This window comes from Virgibacillus pantothenticus (assembly GCF_018075365.1).
Taxonomy (GTDB): Bacteria; Bacillota; Bacilli; order Bacillales; family Amphibacillaceae; genus Virgibacillus; species Virgibacillus pantothenticus.
The window spans coordinates 3,110,902-3,129,519 of record NZ_CP073011.1 but is presented as its reverse complement, the minus strand read 5'-3'; the positions used below and the strand labels follow the sequence as shown (position 1 = coordinate 3,129,519).

At 35.6% G+C, this 18,618-nt stretch carries 27 protein-coding genes and 1 pseudogene; 17 read left to right on the top strand and 11 right to left on the bottom strand.

What is annotated here, in order from left to right:
• Positions 1-6 precede the first annotated feature (6 nt).
• From KBP50_RS14555 to KBP50_RS14545, 3 genes are all read right to left on the bottom strand, one after another.
• Positions 7-927, bottom strand: coding sequence for a sensor histidine kinase (locus tag KBP50_RS14555; RefSeq protein WP_128743356.1), 921 nt, complete (start codon positions 925-927; stop codon positions 7-9).
• A complete protein-coding gene (locus KBP50_RS14550; RefSeq protein ID WP_082240898.1) occupies positions 927-1,610 on the bottom strand; it encodes a response regulator transcription factor in 684 nt (227 codons plus the stop codon). The genes KBP50_RS14555 and KBP50_RS14550 overlap by 1 nt, the downstream gene beginning before the upstream one ends.
• A gap of 1,465 nt (positions 1,611-3,075) precedes the next feature.
• Complete coding sequence (locus tag KBP50_RS14545; RefSeq protein WP_050351190.1) at positions 3,076-3,369, bottom strand: DUF1433 domain-containing protein; 294 nt, start codon at positions 3,367-3,369, stop codon at positions 3,076-3,078.
• Positions 3,370-3,484: 115 nt separating this feature from the next.
• On the opposite strand from KBP50_RS14545, the gene KBP50_RS14540 reads away from it, so the two are divergent.
• The 5 genes and pseudogenes from KBP50_RS14540 (at position 3,485) to KBP50_RS14520 (ending at position 5,444) form a co-directional block, all read left to right on the top strand.
• Complete coding sequence (locus KBP50_RS14540; protein ID WP_050351189.1) at positions 3,485-3,796, top strand: hypothetical protein; 312 nt, start codon at positions 3,485-3,487, stop codon at positions 3,794-3,796.
• Positions 3,797-3,884: 88 nt separating this feature from the next.
• Positions 3,885-4,118 (top strand): annotated as a pseudogene (locus tag KBP50_RS22785) (Tle-like phospholipase domain-containing protein); the annotation flags it as partial.
• On the top strand, positions 4,078-4,317 hold the full coding sequence (locus KBP50_RS14530) for a hypothetical protein (RefSeq protein ID WP_050351188.1): 240 nt from the start codon (positions 4,078-4,080) through the stop codon (positions 4,315-4,317). The pseudogene KBP50_RS22785 and the gene KBP50_RS14530, both read left to right, overlap by 41 nt.
• A 14-nt stretch (positions 4,318-4,331) precedes the next feature.
• Entirely contained in the window at positions 4,332-4,508 is a 177-nt protein-coding gene (locus tag KBP50_RS14525; protein WP_156875356.1) for a hypothetical protein, read from the top strand.
• Positions 4,509-4,898: 390 nt separating this feature from the next.
• Positions 4,899-5,444: a hypothetical protein gene (locus KBP50_RS14520; RefSeq protein WP_050351187.1), complete on the top strand. Its 546-nt coding sequence runs from the start codon at positions 4,899-4,901 to the stop codon at positions 5,442-5,444.
• A gap of 17 nt (positions 5,445-5,461) precedes the next feature.
• On the opposite strand, the gene KBP50_RS14515 is transcribed toward KBP50_RS14520, so the two are convergent.
• The 3 genes from KBP50_RS14515 to KBP50_RS14505 form a co-directional block, all read right to left on the bottom strand.
• Positions 5,462-6,130, bottom strand: coding sequence for a hypothetical protein (locus KBP50_RS14515; RefSeq protein ID WP_050351186.1), 669 nt, complete (start codon positions 6,128-6,130; stop codon positions 5,462-5,464).
• The gene (locus KBP50_RS14510; protein WP_050351185.1) at positions 6,127-6,981 is read right to left on the bottom strand and encodes a glycoside hydrolase domain-containing protein; all 855 of its coding nucleotides are present in this window, start codon (positions 6,979-6,981) and stop codon (positions 6,127-6,129) included. The genes KBP50_RS14515 and KBP50_RS14510 overlap by 4 nt, the downstream gene beginning before the upstream one ends.
• 199 nt (positions 6,982-7,180) lie before the next feature.
• Positions 7,181-7,645, bottom strand: a complete 465-nt coding sequence (locus tag KBP50_RS14505) for a peptidoglycan-binding domain-containing protein (protein WP_050351902.1) — start codon at positions 7,643-7,645, stop codon at positions 7,181-7,183.
• Positions 7,646-8,684: 1,039 nt separating this feature from the next.
• Between KBP50_RS14505 and KBP50_RS14500 the strand changes: the two genes are divergently transcribed.
• The 12 genes from KBP50_RS14500 (at position 8,685) to KBP50_RS14450 (ending at position 16,474) form a co-directional block, all read left to right on the top strand.
• Positions 8,685-9,266, top strand: coding sequence for a sigma-70 family RNA polymerase sigma factor (locus tag KBP50_RS14500; RefSeq protein WP_083547293.1), 582 nt, complete (start codon positions 8,685-8,687; stop codon positions 9,264-9,266).
• Between the two features lie 4 nt (positions 9,267-9,270).
• Entirely contained in the window at positions 9,271-9,492 is a 222-nt protein-coding gene (locus KBP50_RS14495; RefSeq protein ID WP_128743419.1) for a helix-turn-helix domain-containing protein, read from the top strand.
• 29 nt (positions 9,493-9,521) lie between these two features.
• On the top strand, positions 9,522-9,680 hold the full coding sequence (locus tag KBP50_RS14490) for a YvrJ family protein (protein WP_072741938.1): 159 nt from the start codon (positions 9,522-9,524) through the stop codon (positions 9,678-9,680).
• Between the two features lie 10 nt (positions 9,681-9,690).
• The gene (locus tag KBP50_RS14485) at positions 9,691-9,870 is read left to right on the top strand and encodes a hypothetical protein (protein WP_050351905.1); all 180 of its coding nucleotides are present in this window, start codon (positions 9,691-9,693) and stop codon (positions 9,868-9,870) included.
• 362 nt (positions 9,871-10,232) lie between these two features.
• A complete protein-coding gene (locus KBP50_RS14480) occupies positions 10,233-10,529 on the top strand; it encodes an AbrB/MazE/SpoVT family DNA-binding domain-containing protein (RefSeq protein WP_072741939.1) in 297 nt (98 codons plus the stop codon).
• Positions 10,529-10,861 (top strand): type II toxin-antitoxin system PemK/MazF family toxin, encoded by a 333-nt coding sequence (locus KBP50_RS14475; RefSeq protein WP_050351906.1) that lies wholly within the window; start codon positions 10,529-10,531, stop codon positions 10,859-10,861. The genes KBP50_RS14480 and KBP50_RS14475 overlap by 1 nt, the downstream gene beginning before the upstream one ends.
• Positions 10,862-10,992: 131 nt before the next feature.
• The gene (locus KBP50_RS14470) at positions 10,993-11,385 is read left to right on the top strand and encodes a thermonuclease family protein (RefSeq protein ID WP_050351907.1); all 393 of its coding nucleotides are present in this window, start codon (positions 10,993-10,995) and stop codon (positions 11,383-11,385) included.
• A 712-nt stretch (positions 11,386-12,097) separates the two neighbouring features.
• A complete protein-coding gene (locus KBP50_RS14465) occupies positions 12,098-12,262 on the top strand; it encodes a hypothetical protein (protein WP_156875357.1) in 165 nt (54 codons plus the stop codon).
• Between the two features lie 91 nt (positions 12,263-12,353).
• Complete coding sequence (locus KBP50_RS14460) at positions 12,354-12,569, top strand: hypothetical protein (RefSeq protein ID WP_050351908.1); 216 nt, start codon at positions 12,354-12,356, stop codon at positions 12,567-12,569.
• 2 nt (positions 12,570-12,571) lie between these two features.
• Positions 12,572-12,829, top strand: coding sequence for a type II toxin-antitoxin system RelE family toxin (locus KBP50_RS14455; protein ID WP_050351909.1), 258 nt, complete (start codon positions 12,572-12,574; stop codon positions 12,827-12,829).
• Between the two features lie 110 nt (positions 12,830-12,939).
• Complete coding sequence (locus tag KBP50_RS22505; RefSeq protein WP_269082670.1) at positions 12,940-13,074, top strand: hypothetical protein; 135 nt, start codon at positions 12,940-12,942, stop codon at positions 13,072-13,074.
• A 1,198-nt stretch (positions 13,075-14,272) separates the two neighbouring features.
• A complete protein-coding gene (locus tag KBP50_RS14450) occupies positions 14,273-16,474 on the top strand; it encodes a glycoside hydrolase domain-containing protein (protein ID WP_050351910.1) in 2,202 nt (733 codons plus the stop codon).
• Positions 16,475-16,522: 48 nt separating this feature from the next.
• Here the strand turns inward: KBP50_RS14450 and KBP50_RS14445 are convergent, their stop codons facing one another.
• From KBP50_RS14445 to KBP50_RS14425, 5 genes are all read right to left on the bottom strand, one after another.
• A complete protein-coding gene (locus tag KBP50_RS14445) occupies positions 16,523-17,026 on the bottom strand; it encodes a YcxB family protein (protein WP_050351911.1) in 504 nt (167 codons plus the stop codon).
• Between the two features lie 184 nt (positions 17,027-17,210).
• A complete protein-coding gene (locus tag KBP50_RS14440; RefSeq protein ID WP_050351912.1) occupies positions 17,211-17,525 on the bottom strand; it encodes a hypothetical protein in 315 nt (104 codons plus the stop codon).
• Positions 17,526-17,539: 14 nt separating this feature from the next.
• Positions 17,540-18,049, bottom strand: a complete 510-nt coding sequence (locus KBP50_RS14435) for a hypothetical protein (protein ID WP_050351913.1) — start codon at positions 18,047-18,049, stop codon at positions 17,540-17,542.
• Positions 18,050-18,123: 74 nt separating this feature from the next.
• Positions 18,124-18,357, bottom strand: coding sequence for a hypothetical protein (locus KBP50_RS14430; protein ID WP_139325391.1), 234 nt, complete (start codon positions 18,355-18,357; stop codon positions 18,124-18,126).
• Positions 18,345-18,527 carry a hypothetical protein gene (locus tag KBP50_RS14425; RefSeq protein WP_050351915.1) on the bottom strand — a complete coding sequence of 61 codons (183 nt, stop codon included), beginning with the start codon at positions 18,525-18,527 and terminating at the stop codon, positions 18,345-18,347. The genes KBP50_RS14430 and KBP50_RS14425 overlap by 13 nt, the downstream gene beginning before the upstream one ends.
• Positions 18,528-18,618: the final 91 nt, after the last annotated feature.

Sequence of the window (18,618 nt, the reverse complement as noted above, 5' to 3'; positions counted from 1 at the left end):
AAAGAATCACTTTTCTCCAGCTGCAAGAAAGATAGAAAAGGTAGAGCCTTGTCCCAGCTTTGAGGCAACCTTAATATACCCGCCTCCAGTTGAGAGAATCTCTCTTGCCAGGAACAGACCGAGGCCCATGCCCTCTTGAACGTTTGTCGCGGAAGAACGATAAAAACGGGTAAATATTTTACTTTGTTCATCCTCTGTGATACCTATACCTTGGTCGGTGATATCGATACGAAAAAACAACTCATAGGGTATAGTTTTGATTTTAATGCTGCCTTGCATTGGGGAATATTTCACCGCGTTATCAAGAACGTTGTACACTGCTTCAATTGTCCATTTAGGATCGTAATAAGCTATCCCATCAGTTGATTCTAATTGAATGGTAATCTCTTTCTCTTTTGCTCTTGGGGAAACCTGTGTGATGGCCCTTTCGAGTAATTTCTGCACACTGTCTCTTTGTGGTTGAACGGTAATAATACCACTCTCCAAACGAGAGGTTTTTACCAGCGCCTGAATGAGAAAATCCAACTTTTTAGCCTGTGCTGAAAGGGTATTTACATACTCCACACAGTCTTGCGGCAGACGTTCTTCCTCGAGAAGTTGCGTATACAAAAGAATATTGGCGACAGCCGTCTTCGTCTGGTGAGAAATATCTGAAATCAGGCTTTCGATGTTTTCTTTTTCATTAGTCAGATTCTTGGAGGAGACTGCACAAAATGCCAAAAAACGAGCCAGTTTTGTCTCTACAGCCGACAAAGCAGACTCATCAAAACAACCTTCGCTGAAATCGTCATCGATTGCATTGTTCAACATATCATCCATTGAACTCAAAAGTTGGCGCATTCTTCTCCGGTACAGAAGAATAACAGGGATGGCAAAGGCAATGCCAGTAACTACTGCAATTCCAAACATAATAAGCCATTGAGACATCATGTCACCGCCCAGGTGTAGCCAATACCATAAACCGTTTTAATATACTTGGGAGACGATGGTACATCTTCCAGCTTATCACGCAGACGTTTGACCGTAACCGAGAGAGCATTCTCGTCCACATAATCAGCGCCGTCCGTCCAAATGATATCGAGCAGTTGCGATCGTTCCATAGTATGACCTTTATTTTCAAGTAAACAACGGAGCAATTTTTGCTCAGTCTTGCTAAGTTCAATAGGTACACCATATTTTGAAAATTCCATTTTTGTGAAAGAAAAGGAAAAACCGTCAATTTGTATGGGTTCTATGGAGATGGCGGATACTTTTCTTAACTGAGCCCGAACCCTTGCGCGTAGGATCATCAAGCTAAAGGGCTTAGTTATATAATCGTCTGCCCCAAATTCAAAGCCAGTAACCACATCTGTTTCCATATCTTTGGCAGTCAACATAATCACAGGAATTGCAGAGAATTTGCGCAATTCCTTCAGAAAATCCAGTCCGCTTCCATCTGGCAAGTTAATATCTAAAATAATTAAATCAAAGGTCGTCTTTTGGATTTCCATCCGAGCAGAATTCAAATCTCGTGCCTGTATAATGGTAAATTCACTGTTTTTTAAAGCGATAGCTACCCCGTTAGATAAGGATAAGTCATCTTCAATAATCAATATTTTTATAATAGTCATAATAGCCACATCCTAGATTCGTATTAAATACTCATTGTTAACGAAACGATTTTTCCAATTTCCTTTAACCAATCAATACTATTCTGACTTTCATCTGCCATTTTTAATAAAAACATTAATAAAAGCTTTACTATAGGGAATGTTTTTTTAGTTTATCATCAGTGTTGATTATATTGTCGTTCGTGGAGTTTATTAGGCTTTATTGCAAGGTTTTTAAACATTTAGTTGAATATAAAAATTTTGTATTTAAAAAACTTCTATCATTAGGATCTTTAATGCAATAAGTCTATCATGAATTTCAGCACTGTATTTATAGAATGTGACGTAAAATATAAATAAAAACTCTCTATAAGGATAGGCTTATTTCAAAGCTATTTAAACACTTTTTTCACCAAAACAAATCGCTCCCATTTTCAATTATAACCCTAATTATAAAGGTTAATCGCTAAAAAAACTATATTGGCATTGTCCCATCAGTGATCATCAATCAAGATAGAAAAGTAAAATCAAAGGTAATCTTTCTCAAATTTTTGTATATACCATGGATATACAATTGACTGGCCGAGGTTTCGGTCTACGAACCGGACATCAAATACCAGTCACACCTTGAAAAAATAGAGCAAAAAGCAAAAGATCAACAAGTCAACTACCCACCACTAAGTCTATAAGACTTGAAGTGGGGGCTTGTTAAAAGCCCTAGTTGTCTAGCCTAAGGCTTAACTGACTACGTTAGAATGTTGCATACCGTGGGATGATTCCCTAGTCCCACGCTCTATGGCGGCTCTGTAAACAGTTTCTATGGGAAGAAGCAGTCAACCGTAAGCCATCTCGCTTTGAGATGTTGCCAACACATTCTAACATTGGCGAAGGGAAACAAACTCTTATATGTAAGAGGGAATACGCTATGCTCGTATTCGTGATCAACAAGCATGGTGAGGCTCTGATGCCATGCAAACCAAGGAAAGCTAAACAGATAAAAGCAAGAATCATCAAGTATGAGCCGTTCACCATTTAATTGGCAGCAATTCCTCCCCCTCCTACCTGTCGGTTGAGGAGGGAGAATCCTTGACTAAGTTTCGTTAAAATCAAGGAAGAATAAAGAGGTAACCCACCACACAAGAATGCCCCGCTCCAATAGGAACGGGGCTATATTCTCACGAAAAGGGATGACGCGACGAACCTACACCAAAGGTCAATGCGACTACCGTACACAAACACTTTAAACGTATTACTGACTGTATGCTCATTATAGCACAGCGCTTAATCACGTTCAAATTAAAGCTGTATGACAGAATAATTTTTGGTTATCCCAATTATACAACTTTATTTTGGCAAATAAAAAAACTGAGACAAAAAAGTGATATACTCCCCTCAATTATGTTATATCTATATCATGCAGATTATTGACGTATAGAAATCGTATGCAAAAAGTATATCTACTTTTACTTTTGTTAATTTAACTTTTTTAATAATCACATGTTTTTTCTTTGCATTCCTCTTTTATTTCAGGAAATTCATTCCCTTCGGATATCGCGCCAACTCTAAAGTTACTTTGATAATCAATGTCGATAGAGAAAGTCGCTTCTTTATTATTATTAACGATTCCGCTAATTACCATTCCTCCCATAGGAGCACTATAATCACCTTTTTTAAAATCTACTGTACGGATATCTTTATAGTTATTTTTTAAAAAACTTTCAACTGATTCTTCAGCTTTACGAATTGTTTCATCGTCAAAATCTTCATGATTTGAGTTCACAATGCAACCTCCTAATAGTATAATTGTGATAATAAAAATTGCCGAAATGAAAAGTTTTTTCATTCGTATCACATCCTAACTGATTAACTAATATCAAAAGATGGAGGATAAAATGATGGTGAATTCTCATAGTATAACAGACAAAGCTGCTTCTAAAATTTCCAATCTGTCTTACAGGAAAATTCAAAAAAGAATTTCCATTCAATCAACAACTAAAAAACAAGTTTGGGAAAAAGTTGAAACCATTAAAAGCCCTGATACTGGATTAGATGGTTATGTGCTCCAAAATCCCGACACAAATGAAATCGTTATCATTTCCAGGGGACAGAACCAGATTCTCTTAAAGATTATGAAGAAAATCTTCCTGGAATTATTCTTGGTGATTCCGATTATACCAAAAGAGAATATGGAAAAACACCTTATTTAGGAACTCCATCTCAAGACGCTGCTTTAACAACGGGTAAAGCGAAACTTAACTCCAAGATAAAACCCTCACGTATACGAACAAAAATCAATTTACAGAAGCTGTACCTATTGTTGGAAAATATGTAAAGAAACATGGAGCAAACAACATCGTATTTACAGGACATTCTCTAGGTGGAGGACTTGCCCAATATTTCGCTGTCAAACATGACTCAAACGCTATTACGTTTGCTTCAGCTGACGTGTTTGATCTGTTATCCAAAGAAGATCAAGAACGGGCGTTAAATGGAGAATTTAAAGATATTAAACCCTGCTCATGTCGATGACATTTTTCGTGAACTAGTGGATGTTGAAAGTGATGGTACACCACTATTAATTGATATAAATGAATTTGAACATCTTCTGGAAAAACTACGAAAAAGCCAACATGATACAGGGGAAATAGCATATAACATGAAAAAAATGAGTAAAGATTTTAAACAAATCGATCAAATACTTGCCCAATGGCTGCAAATACGTCAATAAGGGATGATGTGGTAATGAGTAGCTGGAAAGATTATCTGGAAACCAATTCGCAAAAAGAAGCGTTAAAGAAACAAATCAAACAGGATTTACAAGAGAATGGCTTTATAGAAAATATAATTCAACTTAAAGAAATGGATCGTGTTTACAATGCGAACTATGAACATGTTAAACTGAAACAGGGGTTTTGGTGAGAGGTTGCGGTGATATAGTTTTTCTCTGCATATCTCAAAAATTATATCTACTGTCGAAAAACGACAACGAAAGACCAACAGATTAATCTGTTGGTCAAAATGACGCACGTATAGTAATTCTTCATCAACATAGAAACCGCTCCCGATTATTCCTACATAATTCGGAAAATATAGGGCGATTTCATTCCCGAAATGCTTTAAAATCTCATACTTACTGTGACTATGCAACACAGACAGAAGCTTCTGTTCGTTTTAAATCTTAATATGTTATTCATTTATTTTAGGGTTAACTCGAACTTTTTTTAAAAAATTAGCATATAAATCATATAGACTTTGTAACCTAATTGACTTAAAATAATTAGCATAAAGAATCTTAAAAGCGGAGGGTTTATGAGAAAAATTGAATTAAGTTATACCTTAAACCACGGAGATATTCAGAAGTTAGCTGAAAATTATTACGAAAACAGCACGAGGGCTAAGCGAGCTAAAAAGTGGACGGTCATAGGCGCTTTAGTTCTTACCCTTATTTTAAGTTATTTTCCTACTCTCGTGATGGGCAGAGGCTTGGATTTTTATTTAATTTTAGTTTTTATTGGCTTCATCATAACGCCTATCCTTTCTTTGCAGCAGCAAAAAAAGGATCTTATAAAAAGTACAAATAGACGTTTAACAAAAGAAAATATAGGTCTATTAGGTGAGCACCATACAACCATCTCTGAAGACGGGATCCATGCTACTTTATTTCCCCATGATCCAAAAAAAGAAAAAAACTCATCAAATAATTGGGAAGAAATAGACTATTATAGCCAAGAAGGAAATCATTTCTTTGTTTATGTCGATAATATTAACTTTGTTTACGTTATCAAGACTGAAGACAAAACAGAGGAAGTAGACCAGTTCTTAAGTGAAAATCTAGAAAAAAGAGGGGGAAATTAACCCCCTCTCTCTTTTTTTTACGCTGAAGGTTCAGCTTCCATATCCTCTATTTCTCCTAATATTAATGCAGCTATTACACTAGCCGCATACCCTAGCGGTCCTCCAAATCTTGCAGCTGTTGCTATAATTCGTAATGCAGTTACTGCACCTAATGTCACAAATGAAATCGCTGCAGCTTCTTGTGCCACCTCTTTTAATCGCTCAAACTCAGGGCTAGCTGTACTTGTCGGAATAACTTCAAAAATAACAGATACAGCCAAACCTATTTTGTTTTGCGGATCTATACGTATTTCTTCTTTATAAGCAGTTATTTTAGAAACTTGCTTCATACCATCCATATATGCAGTAAATTCTATATAACCATTTCCAATGGTAGCAGCTAAGCCACTTAGTTGATTTTCATATGATTTTCTTCTAGATGCACTTAATTTCCCAATAAACTCATCTCCGATGATATCCTTTAAGTCATAACTGATTTCTCCATTAGATACAGAAACATAAGTCGCATTTTCTCCACCCAAAGAGTGGCTTAAAGATGTTTCCACCAATACATTATAGAAAAGGCTTTGTAATACAGGGTAAGTTTTATTAAATACAAATTCCGCACCGAATATACTTGGATCAGTGAAAAAGCCAGGTAAAAGTCGACCTAAATCCATCATTTCATTATAAAGAAGTCGTCTCATTGGGTCTTCACCTGGAGGGTCAACCTACTTACACCTTTATCTCTACCTGAGTAATCATTTTTATCAATACCAATAGCACCGCTACCACTACCAATAGTATACTCATAAAATTGACTAAACGCCCAGTTGCGAGGCATTGTATAACCTAGATTTCCACTAAAACCTGTAGACATATTTGCAACAAAACTATTGTCTGCTTTTATACGAGAATCTTGATCTGCTTGAATACAAACACTTCTTGGTCCATATACACCTAACTTAAATTTATTTATGCCAGCTTCTCCTCCTGTGGTATCAAGAGCCTGTCTTACACCGATTAAATACGGCAGTATTAAATTAGTAATTTGGAATCCATACGCATCAAAATCTACGGCAAAATAAATAGTCGTATTATAACCAAAACCTAGTCTTTCAGCTGCAGCCATAGCTTTAAACCCGTCACTAAACCCTTGTTCATAGTTGAAATACTCTGGGTAGTAACCTCCATCTTGGTAAATTGGGAATACTTTTATTCCAAATTCCTCTAAGATTTTTAACTCGGAGTCCGTCATTGCTTTCGAACGAGTTCCTCCAACCGTCCCCGTTAAATAACGCCCTATAATTTTATAACCATGATCTACAAGAGTTTGTGCTTTTTCACGATCTACAATTGTTGATGCATCACATGCAGGGGCGCTTCTTCCTGTATAGCCATTACTAGTTAAAAGTTGTTTAATTGTTGGCATGTCAGCTGTCCCAGTAGCAGGTAAGGTCATAAATTCTTGAAATCTTTTAACTGCGGTATAGACCGCCGTGTCATATACGCCTGTAAAGTAGTTTGTTTCAAGATATTGATTTACTGCTAAAGCCATTTGTAGAACTTGGTTTTGCTTTGTGTTCTTATTCTCCAATTTTAAGGTCGGTGTATTAGCAATTGTAGAAGGACCATAATTTCCGTTAGCAATATGACCTATTCCAATCTCATGCTGTAACGCATAAATAAGCGCGGTATTTGTCTTTCTTTCATAATGAGCGTTTGTCGGAATATAATCAAAATATTGGCTATACTCCCTATTTAAATGCTACCCCTCTAATATACTCTGGGTATTTATCATTGTATCTGAACCCATCTGTATTAAGTATGGCTTTCATAAGTTTCGAATCAACAAATCCAGTCGGTTCAATTCCAACATCACTTTCAAATTCCTTAACCTTCTTCTCCGTGCCTTCAAAGAAATTACCTGAGAAACCACCTGGATTATAACCTTTACACCAGAATCCACCTTGTAGGATTTTAATTAGATTATTTGGTTTTTCATTTTTCCCCTGTTTCGCTAAACCAGGAAATTTTCTAGACGTAGCCGGGCCAAATGTTGGTACCGGATTTGGTATACCAAGCTCTATTTGTAAACCAATAATAAGAGCCCCTACTGTTGTGTTACCTGTTTTTCCATTTTCCGGAATAGTTTTATACCCATTTTTCCCTTTGTACGTTTTGTTTAGCCACTTTTGCACTTCTAATACCATTTTATCCATGCTGAACTCCTCCTTGTTTTTGAGTATTTAACTCTTATAAAAAAGGTAAAGTAAAAGTAGGGAAGATGGTTACCAATAACAAATCGTCCATCTTTCTGCTTTTTGCTTACTCCTTTGTAATAAATAGATCTTCAACCAATTGATATTTTTAATAGTTAACCTCTTTAAGAGAATCTAAAAACGCATCTACTTCTTTTTCTTCTGTATGGTAAAATAATTCTGCTTCAAGAAGCTCATTTTCCCCATCTAAATGGTTAATAATAGCTAAGAATTGACCATCCGTGATTTTTTATGGATCAACTGCTACTTCATTATCCTCAATTAAAATTACATAATCGCCTTTTTTTAAAACAACCATTGATTTCACCTCCTATTAAAATGAGTGTTTAATTTAAACTTTTTAAAATGACCCTACATGCTTACTAATCATGGTAAAAGTAACAAGAATGAGAATTTATTCCATCTAGCCTCCATACGATACGCATAGGTTTACCTGTCTTACGAACATTTTAAAGGTTACATCTACGCGACCTGGACTACCCTATAGTCACATACCTTTTTATTAAGTCGAGCTCCTACTGTTTCAAAGACCTTAGCTGAAACTCTACGCTGTAATCGAATATCTACATCCATACAAGTTTCCAACATAGTCCTCAATTATAGACTTATAGACAGGCATAGCGATGTTGTTATGTGAAAGGGCAGCATACGTATAAGCAGTATGAACATTCCTCTTTCTTGTAGCGCCGTGTCGACGCCTTGAATAAACTTCATAACGTGTTGGCAAAAAATCTCTCCTTTTTCAATTTAAAATTGTAATTCTATTTATTAAAGAGAAAGATATCCATCGAAAATCAAAAAAAACAGTAAAAAAAATTAATAAAATCGGTGAGCGTCCTAATTACGGCTTTTTTTAAAAGTCACTTTCTTTAAATACAGAGTAAGGGTTTCTTTTAAGGGGAGAAATGTTATAATGGGAACATATGTTCTTTTTATAAAAATAAAACTCCTATCTCTTTATATAATAGGAGGTGATTTTGTGAAAGAATTAGAACTTGTTAAAAAATGCAAATCTAAAATGAACCAGCCCGTTATTCGGAATTTCTTAAAAGATGAGAACAATTACATTCTTCTTAAAAAAGTATTAGAAGATCCTAGTGACGAGGAAAATAAAAAAAAATTAGACAATGCATTCCAAAATTATTATAAAGGAATAAAAATTATAGGGTATTTATCGAAATTAATCTACTTTTACTCCATTGATTATGATAAAAGACGAAATAACTACAAAAATAAAACTGTTTATCCACTTAAAAAAGAATCAAGTTCTAATATTGAACAAGATTTTCAGCAAATCTTTGATATCTATATCTCCTCAACAAGGGATCTTACAGTGAATACGTTTGAAAAACATCAAAGCCTACTAGAACAAATAGAAGACGAATCTTTATTTCAAAGCCTTCAACACCTAAAACCAACCCAACTAAGAATTTTAGAACTGATTTATAGCTACGGACTAAAAAATAAAGAAGTTGCTGAGGTGCTAGGTAAGTCGGAACAGACCGTTTCCTATAACCATAGAGCTGCATTAAAAAAGATAAAAAACGTGTTAGTGAGGTGATATATTGAATAGCAGTAATTTATTAGAGGCAGTTGAAAATGGGGACTTAATACAAATACTCTCAATATTTGAACCAACAATTAAAAAGAACTTGCGAAATACGACCTATCAAGAAAGAAGCGATTTGGAACAGGAAATTGCAATCAAGATACTTGAAAAAATGGTGAAGTTTAAAGCACTAGAAGCTCCTTCCTTTTTTGAATTTATTGATTGTGAAAAAGGATGATCTTTACTCATTTAGGAGGTATATAGGTAATGGAAAATGAAATCGCTTCTTTAGTTAATATTTTAGGTAACTTTGGGTTCCCTATTATGATAACCGTTTATTTATTTGTACGATTTGAAAAGAAAATAGAGAACTTAGAAAAAGTTATATCAGAGCTTCTAAGTACAATAAGAGAACTAAATAAGTGAGGGATGAAAAATGAACAACTCTACGTTTTTTCAATGTTATTGTAAATCAAGGGAGTTACAAGCTAGTTTTACGAAATGCTTAGTTGAAAATGAATTAACACCAGAAGAAGAAAAATTATTAACTGACGCCATTATTGAACAACTAAGTATCTCTAATAGATTGAAAAACCATATATGTAATTTTGATTGAAACAAATTCATGATGCAATAAAAGGCGATATTTCTTCCGCAAATTTAAATTGAGAATGATTGTGCGTCGTTAACAAACAAACCAGTAGTTTCAAAGTTTATTGAGATGACTGGTTTACTGATTGCCTAATCACATCAACTATTAAAAACCGATGCGGATTTCCGTCCGTATCGGTTCCTTTTTCACGTAATGTACACACCATAAGTATGTTTGTAAGAATGCGGTGCGCCCCTTGTACATCTTGTGTGCAGCAAGCATTTATGTACATTGTATAACATAAGATTCTGTACAGAAATCAAGAGTAATCTTTCTTAAATTTTTGTATATACCATGGATATACAATTGGTTAGGGGCGTGTTATAATGAATAATAGAAATACGAAATTAAACAAAAGGCAGGTGCCGAAAATGACTGCAACCGCTACTGTATCAAAATGGGGTAATAGTTTAGGGGTTAGAATTCCAAAAGACATGGCTGATTCAGCAAATATTAATCAAGGAACAGAAATGACAATTACTCTGGATCAAAAAGGACAAATCATTTTGACACCGATTAAGAATAAAAAAGAATATTCCTTAGATGAATTATTAAATCAATGCAAACCAGAGCATCGTCATCAAGAAATTGATTTCGGAATAAAGGGGGAGGAATTAATCTAATGGTAGCACCAGAACGCGGCGATCTTGTATATGTGGATTTCGATGCGCAATCAGGACGTGAACAGGCTGGTATAAGACCTGCGATTGTCCTATCCCCTAAACAATTCAATCAAATCACAGGATTTACTGTTCTGTGCCCAATTACAAAAACCGTCAGGGGCTGGGGTTATGAAGTTGCGCTTCCTGACAGTTTAGCTGTGTCAGGAGTTATACTCACTGACAAAGTAAAAAGCGTAGATTGGAATACCAGAAAGTTAAAAATAAAAGGACAAGCTCCAGAAGAAATCGTTGAAGATTGCCTAGCTAAAATACATACATTTTTAGGGCAATAGAATATTTACGGAACAAAAAGAAACCAGTCTGACAAAAGTTATTTTTACTAAGCGCATGTAATCAAATTACAGATAGTCTAACAGCAGAAACACCACCAGAAGAATTAAGCGGGGGTGATTATCAAAAAGGTGTGGTAACTTATGTTGTTGATGGAGATACCTTCGATGTGAAACTGGAAAACGGAAAAACAGAGCGCATACGACCGATATTGGTCAATGCGCCAGAGATCTGCCATAAATCTAGTCCGTCGGCTTGTGAAGCTGAACCCTACGGTGACGAAGCTGCTGACTTTACGAAAGATTTACTGGAAGGAGAAACGGTTTATTTAGAACAAGACGTATCGGAGCGTGATCCGTACGACCGGCTACTCGCTTATGTATACCTGGAAAACGGCCAAATGTACCAGGAACTAATTTTATCAGAGGGACTGGTCGAGGTTTCGGTCTACGAACCGGACATCAAATACCAGTCACACCTTGAAAAAATAGAGCAAAAGATCAACAAGTCAACTACCCACCACTAAGTCTATAAGACTTGAAGTGGGGGCTTGTTAAAAGCCCTAGTTGTCTAGCCTAAGGCTTAACTGACTACGTTAGAATGTTGCATACCGTGGGATGATTCCCTAGTCCCACGCTCTATGGCGGCTCTGTAAACAGTTTCTATGGGAAGAAGCAGTCAACCGTAAGCCATCTCGCTTTGAGATGTTGCCAACACATTCTAACATTGGCGAAGGGAAACAAACTCTTATATGTAAGAGGGAATACGCTATGCTCGTATTCGTGATCAACAAGCATGGTGAGGCTCTGATGCCATGCAAACCAAGGAAAGCTAAACAGATAAAAGCAAGAATCATCAAGTATGAGCCGTTCACCATTTAATTGGCAATTCCTCCCCCACCTACCTGTCGGTTGAGGAGGGAGAATCCTTGACTAAGTTTCGTTAAAATTGAGTAATAATTCAGTAGATTGCACGACTTCACACGCCAAAATAACACAAATTCAAAAAATGTCCCTTTGTTCCTGGTTTTTTCGAGAAACTTATATATATAACACACACATGTACATATACTACTTTTTATAGTATTTTCTTAGAGAAAAGAAGGAACAAAGGAACATAATTGCGTGCCCCATTGGTACACTGGCATTCATCTGTTCCTTTCTGCTGTGAAAAACCAGGGACATTGGAGGGACATTTGAGCCAAATAAGGAACAAATAGGTGTAAATCACTTGCGTGTATGCAAAAAGACACATATGTTCGTGTGGTGAAAAAAGCGGTTTTTAAAGAAAAATTACTTGCATATATGCAAAAACGATTAAAAAAAGGAACATTTCGGGCGAAAAAGGAACATTTTGACCCCAAAAAGGAACAAAGCAGGAACAAAGTTTTTTCTGTGGCTTAAAAAAATCCCTCGCCTTTAGTTTAGTTTTCAAAACCTACTTTGGAATAACAAAAGAATATATGATAAAATATAAATAAATGAGGTGATAGAAATGAGTCACATCTTTGATCATAATCGCGAAATGTTACACAAATTAATTGATGACCTTCCAGAAGATAAATTACCAAAAGCTGCAGATTTGTTTGAAAAAATGATCGGCGAAGAAACCGTGAGCGATGAAGACAAAAAAGAATTGGAAATCGCACGAAAAGAAATTGAAAATGGAGAGTCTTATTCATTTGATGAAGTGTTTGGGGAGCTGGATTAGTAATGTACGATATTATTTTCTCCAAACAAGCTAAAAAATTTATTGATAAGCAAGATAAAGTCACCAAGAAAAGACTTAGAAATGCTATGCTGGAATTGTCTGAAAACCCCTATAGAGCAAAAGATGTTAAGAAGTTAAAAGGTGACAAGGCTTATAGAAAAAGAGTTGCTAACTTTAGAATTATTTTCGATATTATTGACCAGAAACTTGTGGTCAATGTATTGAAAGTTGATAATAGAGGACAGGTGTATAGAAAATAACACCCTTATAACCATATCTCATACTACACTCGGTATGGGATATTTTGATTGTCTGGCGAAATATTTTTGATAGTTATAGAGGGGAGATGATATATGTGTCGATTGGAAAAATGTTAGAAAAGAAAATACAAACCACCAATGTCTTTAAGGAAAAACAACAGAATCATGCTATCTACCTCAAAAAATTTGAACAAAATAATCGTATAGATGCGTATAAAAAAGATCAAGAAAATTGGAACAAATGAAGAGGGCAAGAAAAGCCACTGTATATTAAAATAAACCAAAAGGAGTGCTGCGGCGCTCTTTTTTTAATATGTTTTTTCTGTAAATTCGCGTGGCTAATTCCTGCGAATTTTGCTTGCATACATGCAAAAACAAAGCAGGAACAAAGTTTTTTTCTGTGGCAGACTTCCAAACCACTGCTTTAGCTGGAGCAATTGTGAGTCAAATATAGGTAAAAATTATCCCAAATAAGCTATTTTTTTACGCAAAACAGTAGAGTGCTGAGTATCTTGTTCCATATTAGAATTAGATTCTTTTTTAGGTGAATGAATAGTTTTATTTTCATAAAAAGAACACATGTTCCCATTATAGCATTTTTTCCACAAAAAAACTCTCCCTCTATATTTAGAGAAAGAGTTTTTTTAAAGGTGTTAGTCGGATTCGAACCGACGATATAGGTTTTTACAAAAAAATTACACCAATTGAATAAATTTTGATTTTTACGTTACTCATGACTCTTATATAAAGAGAGATTAATGAAAGGAGAAGTAACAGTATACGGTGTGAAGCGGTGTTCTTTTTGTCAGGAATAGTGGCATGGTTAGGCGAAAATAATTATCAATTTTAATTTAAAGATATAGATATTGAAAAAATAAGGGAGAACTAAAGGCGTATGAAATACAAGGAATACCATTTGTAACTATTAGAGATACAGAAAAAGAGTATATTGTGGAGGTTATAATTCTAAACAAATAAAAAAAATATTTTAGATAGTTAAGGGGTAAATTACTAAATTGTTTGGTATTGCAGTGATTACCGTTAGTGTCGTTGCCACATTAGTATTATTTTTACTGTTTATTTGATTTTCGAGTGCTATCTTTCTCTTTAATAAATAGGATTAAAATTTTGAATTAAAAAAAGGAGGGATTTTTATGTTATCACGTTATGGAGTTTATTTTAGATGGAATAAATTCTTATCTTCGTTACTTTTATCATAATTAATATGCGTGCGGGATGTTTTTAGAAATTTTAAATTAAACGCTCATTTTAATAGGAGGCGAAAGCAATGGCTGTTTTTAAAAAGAAAAATAACGACTATATAATTCTAATTGAAGATAATGAAGTTGTAGTTGATCCATAAAAGATCTCGGATTTTCAATTCTTAGCTATTATTAACCATTTAGAATAAAAAAAGAAGCTCATAAAAAGGAGGAGTTCAGCATGGATAAAATGGTATTAGAAGTGCAAAAGTGGCTAAACAAAACGTATAAGGGGAAAAACGGGTATACAACCATTCCAGAAAATGGGAAGACAGGCAATACAACAGTAAAAGCTCTTATCATTGGCTTACAAATAGAACTCGGAATAACAAAACCAGTACCATCATTTGGTCCGGAGACTGCTAGAAGATTCCCTGGTTTAGCGAGACAGGGAAAAGATGAAAAACCAAATAACCTAATTAAAATCCTACAAGGCGGATTCTGGTGTAAAGGTTATAATCCAGGTGGTTTCTCAGGTAATTTCTTTGAAGACACGGAGAAGGAAGTTAAAGATTTTGAAAGTGATGTTGGGATTGAACCAACTGGGTTTGTTGATTCGAAACTTATGAAAGCCATATTGAATACAGATGGGTTTGTATTAAATAATAGTTCAGGGAGGTCACATAATAGAGAAATACAACAATCGCTTAATAGAGAATATAGTCAGTATTTTGATTATATCCCAACAAATGGCGTGTATGAAAGAAAGACAAATAAAGCTTTAATATATGCTTTACAGCATGAAGAAGGAATTGGTCATATAGCAAATGGAAATTTTGGACCTGCGACTATCGACAATTGCCCTACATTAAAAAAGGGGGATGCTCCAGCCAACTTTACAAGAATTTTACAATGGGCGCTTGCGTGCAACATGCCTATATACGATACGCACCCTTATGATGGCGACTTTGATCATGACGTCGAATTAGCCGTAATAACATTTCAAGATTTTATGACTCTACCTGAAACTGGAATTGCTGATATGCCGACTATTAAGCAATTACTAACGAGCAATGGTTATACAGGTCGTCCAGCAATTGCTTGTGATGCATCTACAGTTATTGATTATAAAACCGTCAAAACGCTTCGGGATTATAACTATCAGATTATTGGTCGCTATTTAACAGGTAATGTGGCAACCGATGCGGGTCTTCGTTCGAAAGCAATGACTCATGAGGAACTAAGCATTCTCGCAATAAATGGTATACGTGTATTCCCTATATACCAAGATGGGGGCTACGAGCATGAATACTTTGTACAAGGCAGAGGTAGGGAGGATGCATGGAAAGCTATTAGAGCGGCGAATGAGCTTGGTTTCCCATCTGGTACAACGATTTATTTTGCTGTAGACTACGATGCTTATGGTTTTCAAGTAGAGAATAATATTATTCCTTATTTAGAAGAAGTGCGTTCTGTACTTGACATCGCCAAGGAAAAGGATTTACCAGAATACAAGTTAGGCGTTTATGGCTCTCGTAATACCTGCATACAAGCTCAAGGCGGCAAAGTGTCAGCAGATTACAGTTTTGTAGGAAACATGTCTACAGGTTATAGTGGCAACTTAGGCTTTCCAATGCCTCAAAATTGGTCTTTTAATCAATTTTATGAAACCACAATTGGTCTTGGGGGCCCTGGAATGCTCGGTATTGACAAAAATGATTATTCTGGCAGAGATCCAGGCGTAGCAGCCGTAAATCCTCCTGATACTTCGGAAGTTAGTAAAGAATATCGAGCAAAACACGATGCATTTATAGAGATAGGGAAAAATATACCGGGATTGCAAGAGTTCAACCCTGAACTATTTGCAACGAATATTAATTTTAGTTCAACTCATAGAGCATTTAGTATTGGCAATATTGTTACTGTTGATGTGGAATTCAGTGAGCAGTTAAATCCTCCTACAGAAGGAGGAACAACAACTACACTTCAAATCACGCCTGATGGGGTAAGCGGAAGCCTTGAGAGTCTGCTTGGAGAAAACATTGCGCAATTTACTCAAAATCGACTTGGGTTTTATGAAGATTTTATAGACAATATGGCAACTTCTATTGGTGCTGGTGCCATCCAAATGACTTTAAAGGGAACGGGAACTAGCGCAGAACTCAGAGTAACTGCTTTTAAAGAAGAAATCCCAGTAGACGGTGGAGGGAATGTTCAACTTGCTGTTACAGTGATCTTTACAGTCGATATGGATGTGATGACTCCTGTAATAGACGCGTTTACTTCAAAGGAGGCTAAAGTGGCCGGGGCGGTATTAGGTTTTATTTTTTTACTTGCTCTAGCTGTTAAATTAGGTGTTGTTGTAGTAGCTGGGTTGACTGTGGCTACTGTTGTCGCATTATTAATAGGAGATCAAGATGATATAGATGGCGGTCAGGCTTAATTAAAACTCTAATAAAAAATAGCCCCAACCAATATCGGGGGCTATTTTTTATTTATTGACTTTTCGTTTTATAAATTCTTGATACGCCTTCACTTCTTCAATATTCATATTTTCAGGTTCTTTCTTAATTGTAATTGCGTGTAAGTCAGTAAGATATAGGAAATAACGTTTCTCATCTTCTTTAAGCTGTTTCAACTCATCCCATCGGACTTTTTCAGTTAAATTTTTCGATTCTTTAGTGAACCCCTCATCGGATAAGTTTAATGTAAAGCCTCCTAACTTATTTTTGTGGTGTTTAAGAATACCTTTAGATCGACTAATTGTAGCATACTCGTAGGATTTCCATACTACAGGGGTAAGAATTAAACAGAGTATTAACCCGAACATATAATTATCTGTTGAAAGTCTGCTAAATGCGAGTATATATACCACAAAGAGAAAAAAAACTATTAGTTGCATTATTCTAGTTATCCTATGGAACTTAGTGGTCTTTATAGCATTTTTTTGTTGAGCAATTAAATCTTTATCGGTTATATTGAATTTTGCAATCAAATACGTACCCTCCCTTTTTCCTTTGAAAGTGCAATTAAGCCCTCAGATTTATAATTTTAACATAATATTTTCATGCAAAGAAAGTAAATTTTATATCATAATCCTAACCGACATCTTCGTGTCGGTTTTCAACAGTTGATATAATTTCCGAGATGTGGAGAGAAAAATTATACCTTGGCGACCTTCACCAAAACCCCTGTTTCAGTTTAACATGTTCATAGTTCGCCTTGTAAACACGATCTATTTCTTGGAGATGAATGATGTTCTCTATAAAGCGGTTCATCAATGCACGACTTGCTTTCCCATCAAAATGTTGATTGACTTTGGTTAAAATATTCTGATGCTTTTGAGAAAGTGACCAAACAGCGTAACTATGTTCTAAGGACAATTTTAGATAATCTACATTTTTCTCTAAATTCTGTTTCATTTTCTTCTCTAACGCTTCTTTCTGTGCATTGGTTTCTAAATAATCTTTCCACCAATCACTTATATTACCCATTACCACACCACCCCTTATTGACGTATTTGCAGCCATTGAGCAAGTATTTGATCCATTTGTTTAAAATCTTTACTCATTTTTTCCATGTTATAAGCTATTTCCCCCGTATCATGTTGGCTTTTTCGCAGTTTTTCCAGAAGATGTTCAAATTCATTTATATCAATTAATAATGGTGTACCATCACTTTCAACATCAACTAGTTCACGAAAAATTTCATCGACATGAGCAGTGTTTAATTTATCATATTTTCCTGAACCAACCATATTTCTGTATGTATTTCTTAAATCTTTCATTGTAGCTAGATGGTCGTCAAGCAATCTGGTTAGCGCAATTTTAGTGGATGTGATTAATTCTTCGCTCTCTTCCATCTCCATGGCTAATTGATGCATAAGCTCTGTTTGAATACGGATATGAAAATCGTGAACGCCACTATTTTTCAATTCCAGAGGAGAGGATTGTAACTGCCCTTTAATTTTTTCACCATATAATAAGTTGGGAAGGAAATATCCTTCTTCATTATACATATCCTCGCTACGTTAATATCTATTTTACAGTAGGTAAATCATTACATATTATGTAATATGTAATATTATATCCTTTATTTAGTAAATACCATCTGAATATCGCTCGCAAAGACCACATTGTCAAACCCGCGACGCAGATAGTACCGATATCGCTCCTTATGCTCAAGCAGGGTCTTCAAGGCAATCGGCACTTCTTGCTTGAGTGCATCTTCGTACTCAGCAATCGTCGCCTTTGTCATTCCACCAAGGAGTGTGTAATCCGCACTCTCAAACTGATTGAACGCGCGATCTGCAATCATCCGATCCACGGATCCACGCTATTGTAAATATGGAAAACGCGCACTCCATTGTCGTATAACTGGTCAAATCGATCTCGGACATACTGCTTAATCCCAGGAGCCACTTGTTCTGCACCATGTAAAATGACCACATCCCCTTGAGAGAGGTTACCAACAGCAAATCTGATAGCATTTGACAAACTGTGTCATCATAACTCCACGACTTCGCTTCAGTAGTGAGCTGAAATCGTATACCACCCGGCTTGAAGTGACAGCACGGTCAATTTTCGA

Excerpts from the sequence above, each read along its gene's own strand:
- KBP50_RS14555 (WP_128743356.1), bottom strand. The coding sequence starts at position 927 with ATGTCTCAATGGCTTATTATGTTTGGAATTGCAGTAGTTACTGGCATT.
- KBP50_RS14550 (WP_082240898.1), bottom strand. The coding sequence starts at position 1,610 with ATGACTATTATAAAAATATTGATTATTGAAGATGACTTATCCTTATCT.
- KBP50_RS14540 (WP_050351189.1), top strand. The coding sequence starts at position 3,485 with ATGGTGAATTCTCATAGTATAACAGACAAAGCTGCTTCTAAAATTTCC.
- KBP50_RS14530 (WP_050351188.1), top strand. The coding sequence starts at position 4,078 with ATGGAGAATTTAAAGATATTAAACCCTGCTCATGTCGATGACATTTTT.
- KBP50_RS14525 (WP_156875356.1), top strand. The coding sequence starts at position 4,332 with ATGAGTAGCTGGAAAGATTATCTGGAAACCAATTCGCAAAAAGAAGCG.
- KBP50_RS14520 (WP_050351187.1), top strand. The coding sequence starts at position 4,899 with ATGAGAAAAATTGAATTAAGTTATACCTTAAACCACGGAGATATTCAG.
- KBP50_RS14515 (WP_050351186.1), bottom strand. The coding sequence starts at position 6,130 with ATGAGACGACTTCTTTATAATGAAATGATGGATTTAGGTCGACTTTTA.
- KBP50_RS14510 (WP_050351185.1), bottom strand. The coding sequence starts at position 6,981 with ATGGCTTTAGCAGTAAATCAATATCTTGAAACAAACTACTTTACAGGC.
- KBP50_RS14505 (WP_050351902.1), bottom strand. The coding sequence starts at position 7,645 with ATGGATAAAATGGTATTAGAAGTGCAAAAGTGGCTAAACAAAACGTAC.
- KBP50_RS14490 (WP_072741938.1), top strand. The coding sequence starts at position 9,522 with ATGGAAAATGAAATCGCTTCTTTAGTTAATATTTTAGGTAACTTTGGG.
- KBP50_RS14485 (WP_050351905.1), top strand. The coding sequence starts at position 9,691 with ATGAACAACTCTACGTTTTTTCAATGTTATTGTAAATCAAGGGAGTTA.
- KBP50_RS14480 (WP_072741939.1), top strand. The coding sequence starts at position 10,233 with ATGAATAATAGAAATACGAAATTAAACAAAAGGCAGGTGCCGAAAATG.
- KBP50_RS14475 (WP_050351906.1), top strand. The coding sequence starts at position 10,529 with ATGGTAGCACCAGAACGCGGCGATCTTGTATATGTGGATTTCGATGCG.
- KBP50_RS14465 (WP_156875357.1), top strand. The coding sequence starts at position 12,098 with ATGCAAAAAGACACATATGTTCGTGTGGTGAAAAAAGCGGTTTTTAAA.
- KBP50_RS14460 (WP_050351908.1), top strand. The coding sequence starts at position 12,354 with ATGAGTCACATCTTTGATCATAATCGCGAAATGTTACACAAATTAATT.
- KBP50_RS14455 (WP_050351909.1), top strand. The coding sequence starts at position 12,572 with ATGTACGATATTATTTTCTCCAAACAAGCTAAAAAATTTATTGATAAG.
- KBP50_RS22505 (WP_269082670.1), top strand. The coding sequence starts at position 12,940 with ATGTTAGAAAAGAAAATACAAACCACCAATGTCTTTAAGGAAAAACAA.
- KBP50_RS14450 (WP_050351910.1), top strand. The coding sequence starts at position 14,273 with ATGGATAAAATGGTATTAGAAGTGCAAAAGTGGCTAAACAAAACGTAT.
- KBP50_RS14440 (WP_050351912.1), bottom strand. The coding sequence starts at position 17,525 with ATGGGTAATATAAGTGATTGGTGGAAAGATTATTTAGAAACCAATGCA.
- KBP50_RS14435 (WP_050351913.1), bottom strand. The coding sequence starts at position 18,049 with ATGTATAATGAAGAAGGATATTTCCTTCCCAACTTATTATATGGTGAA.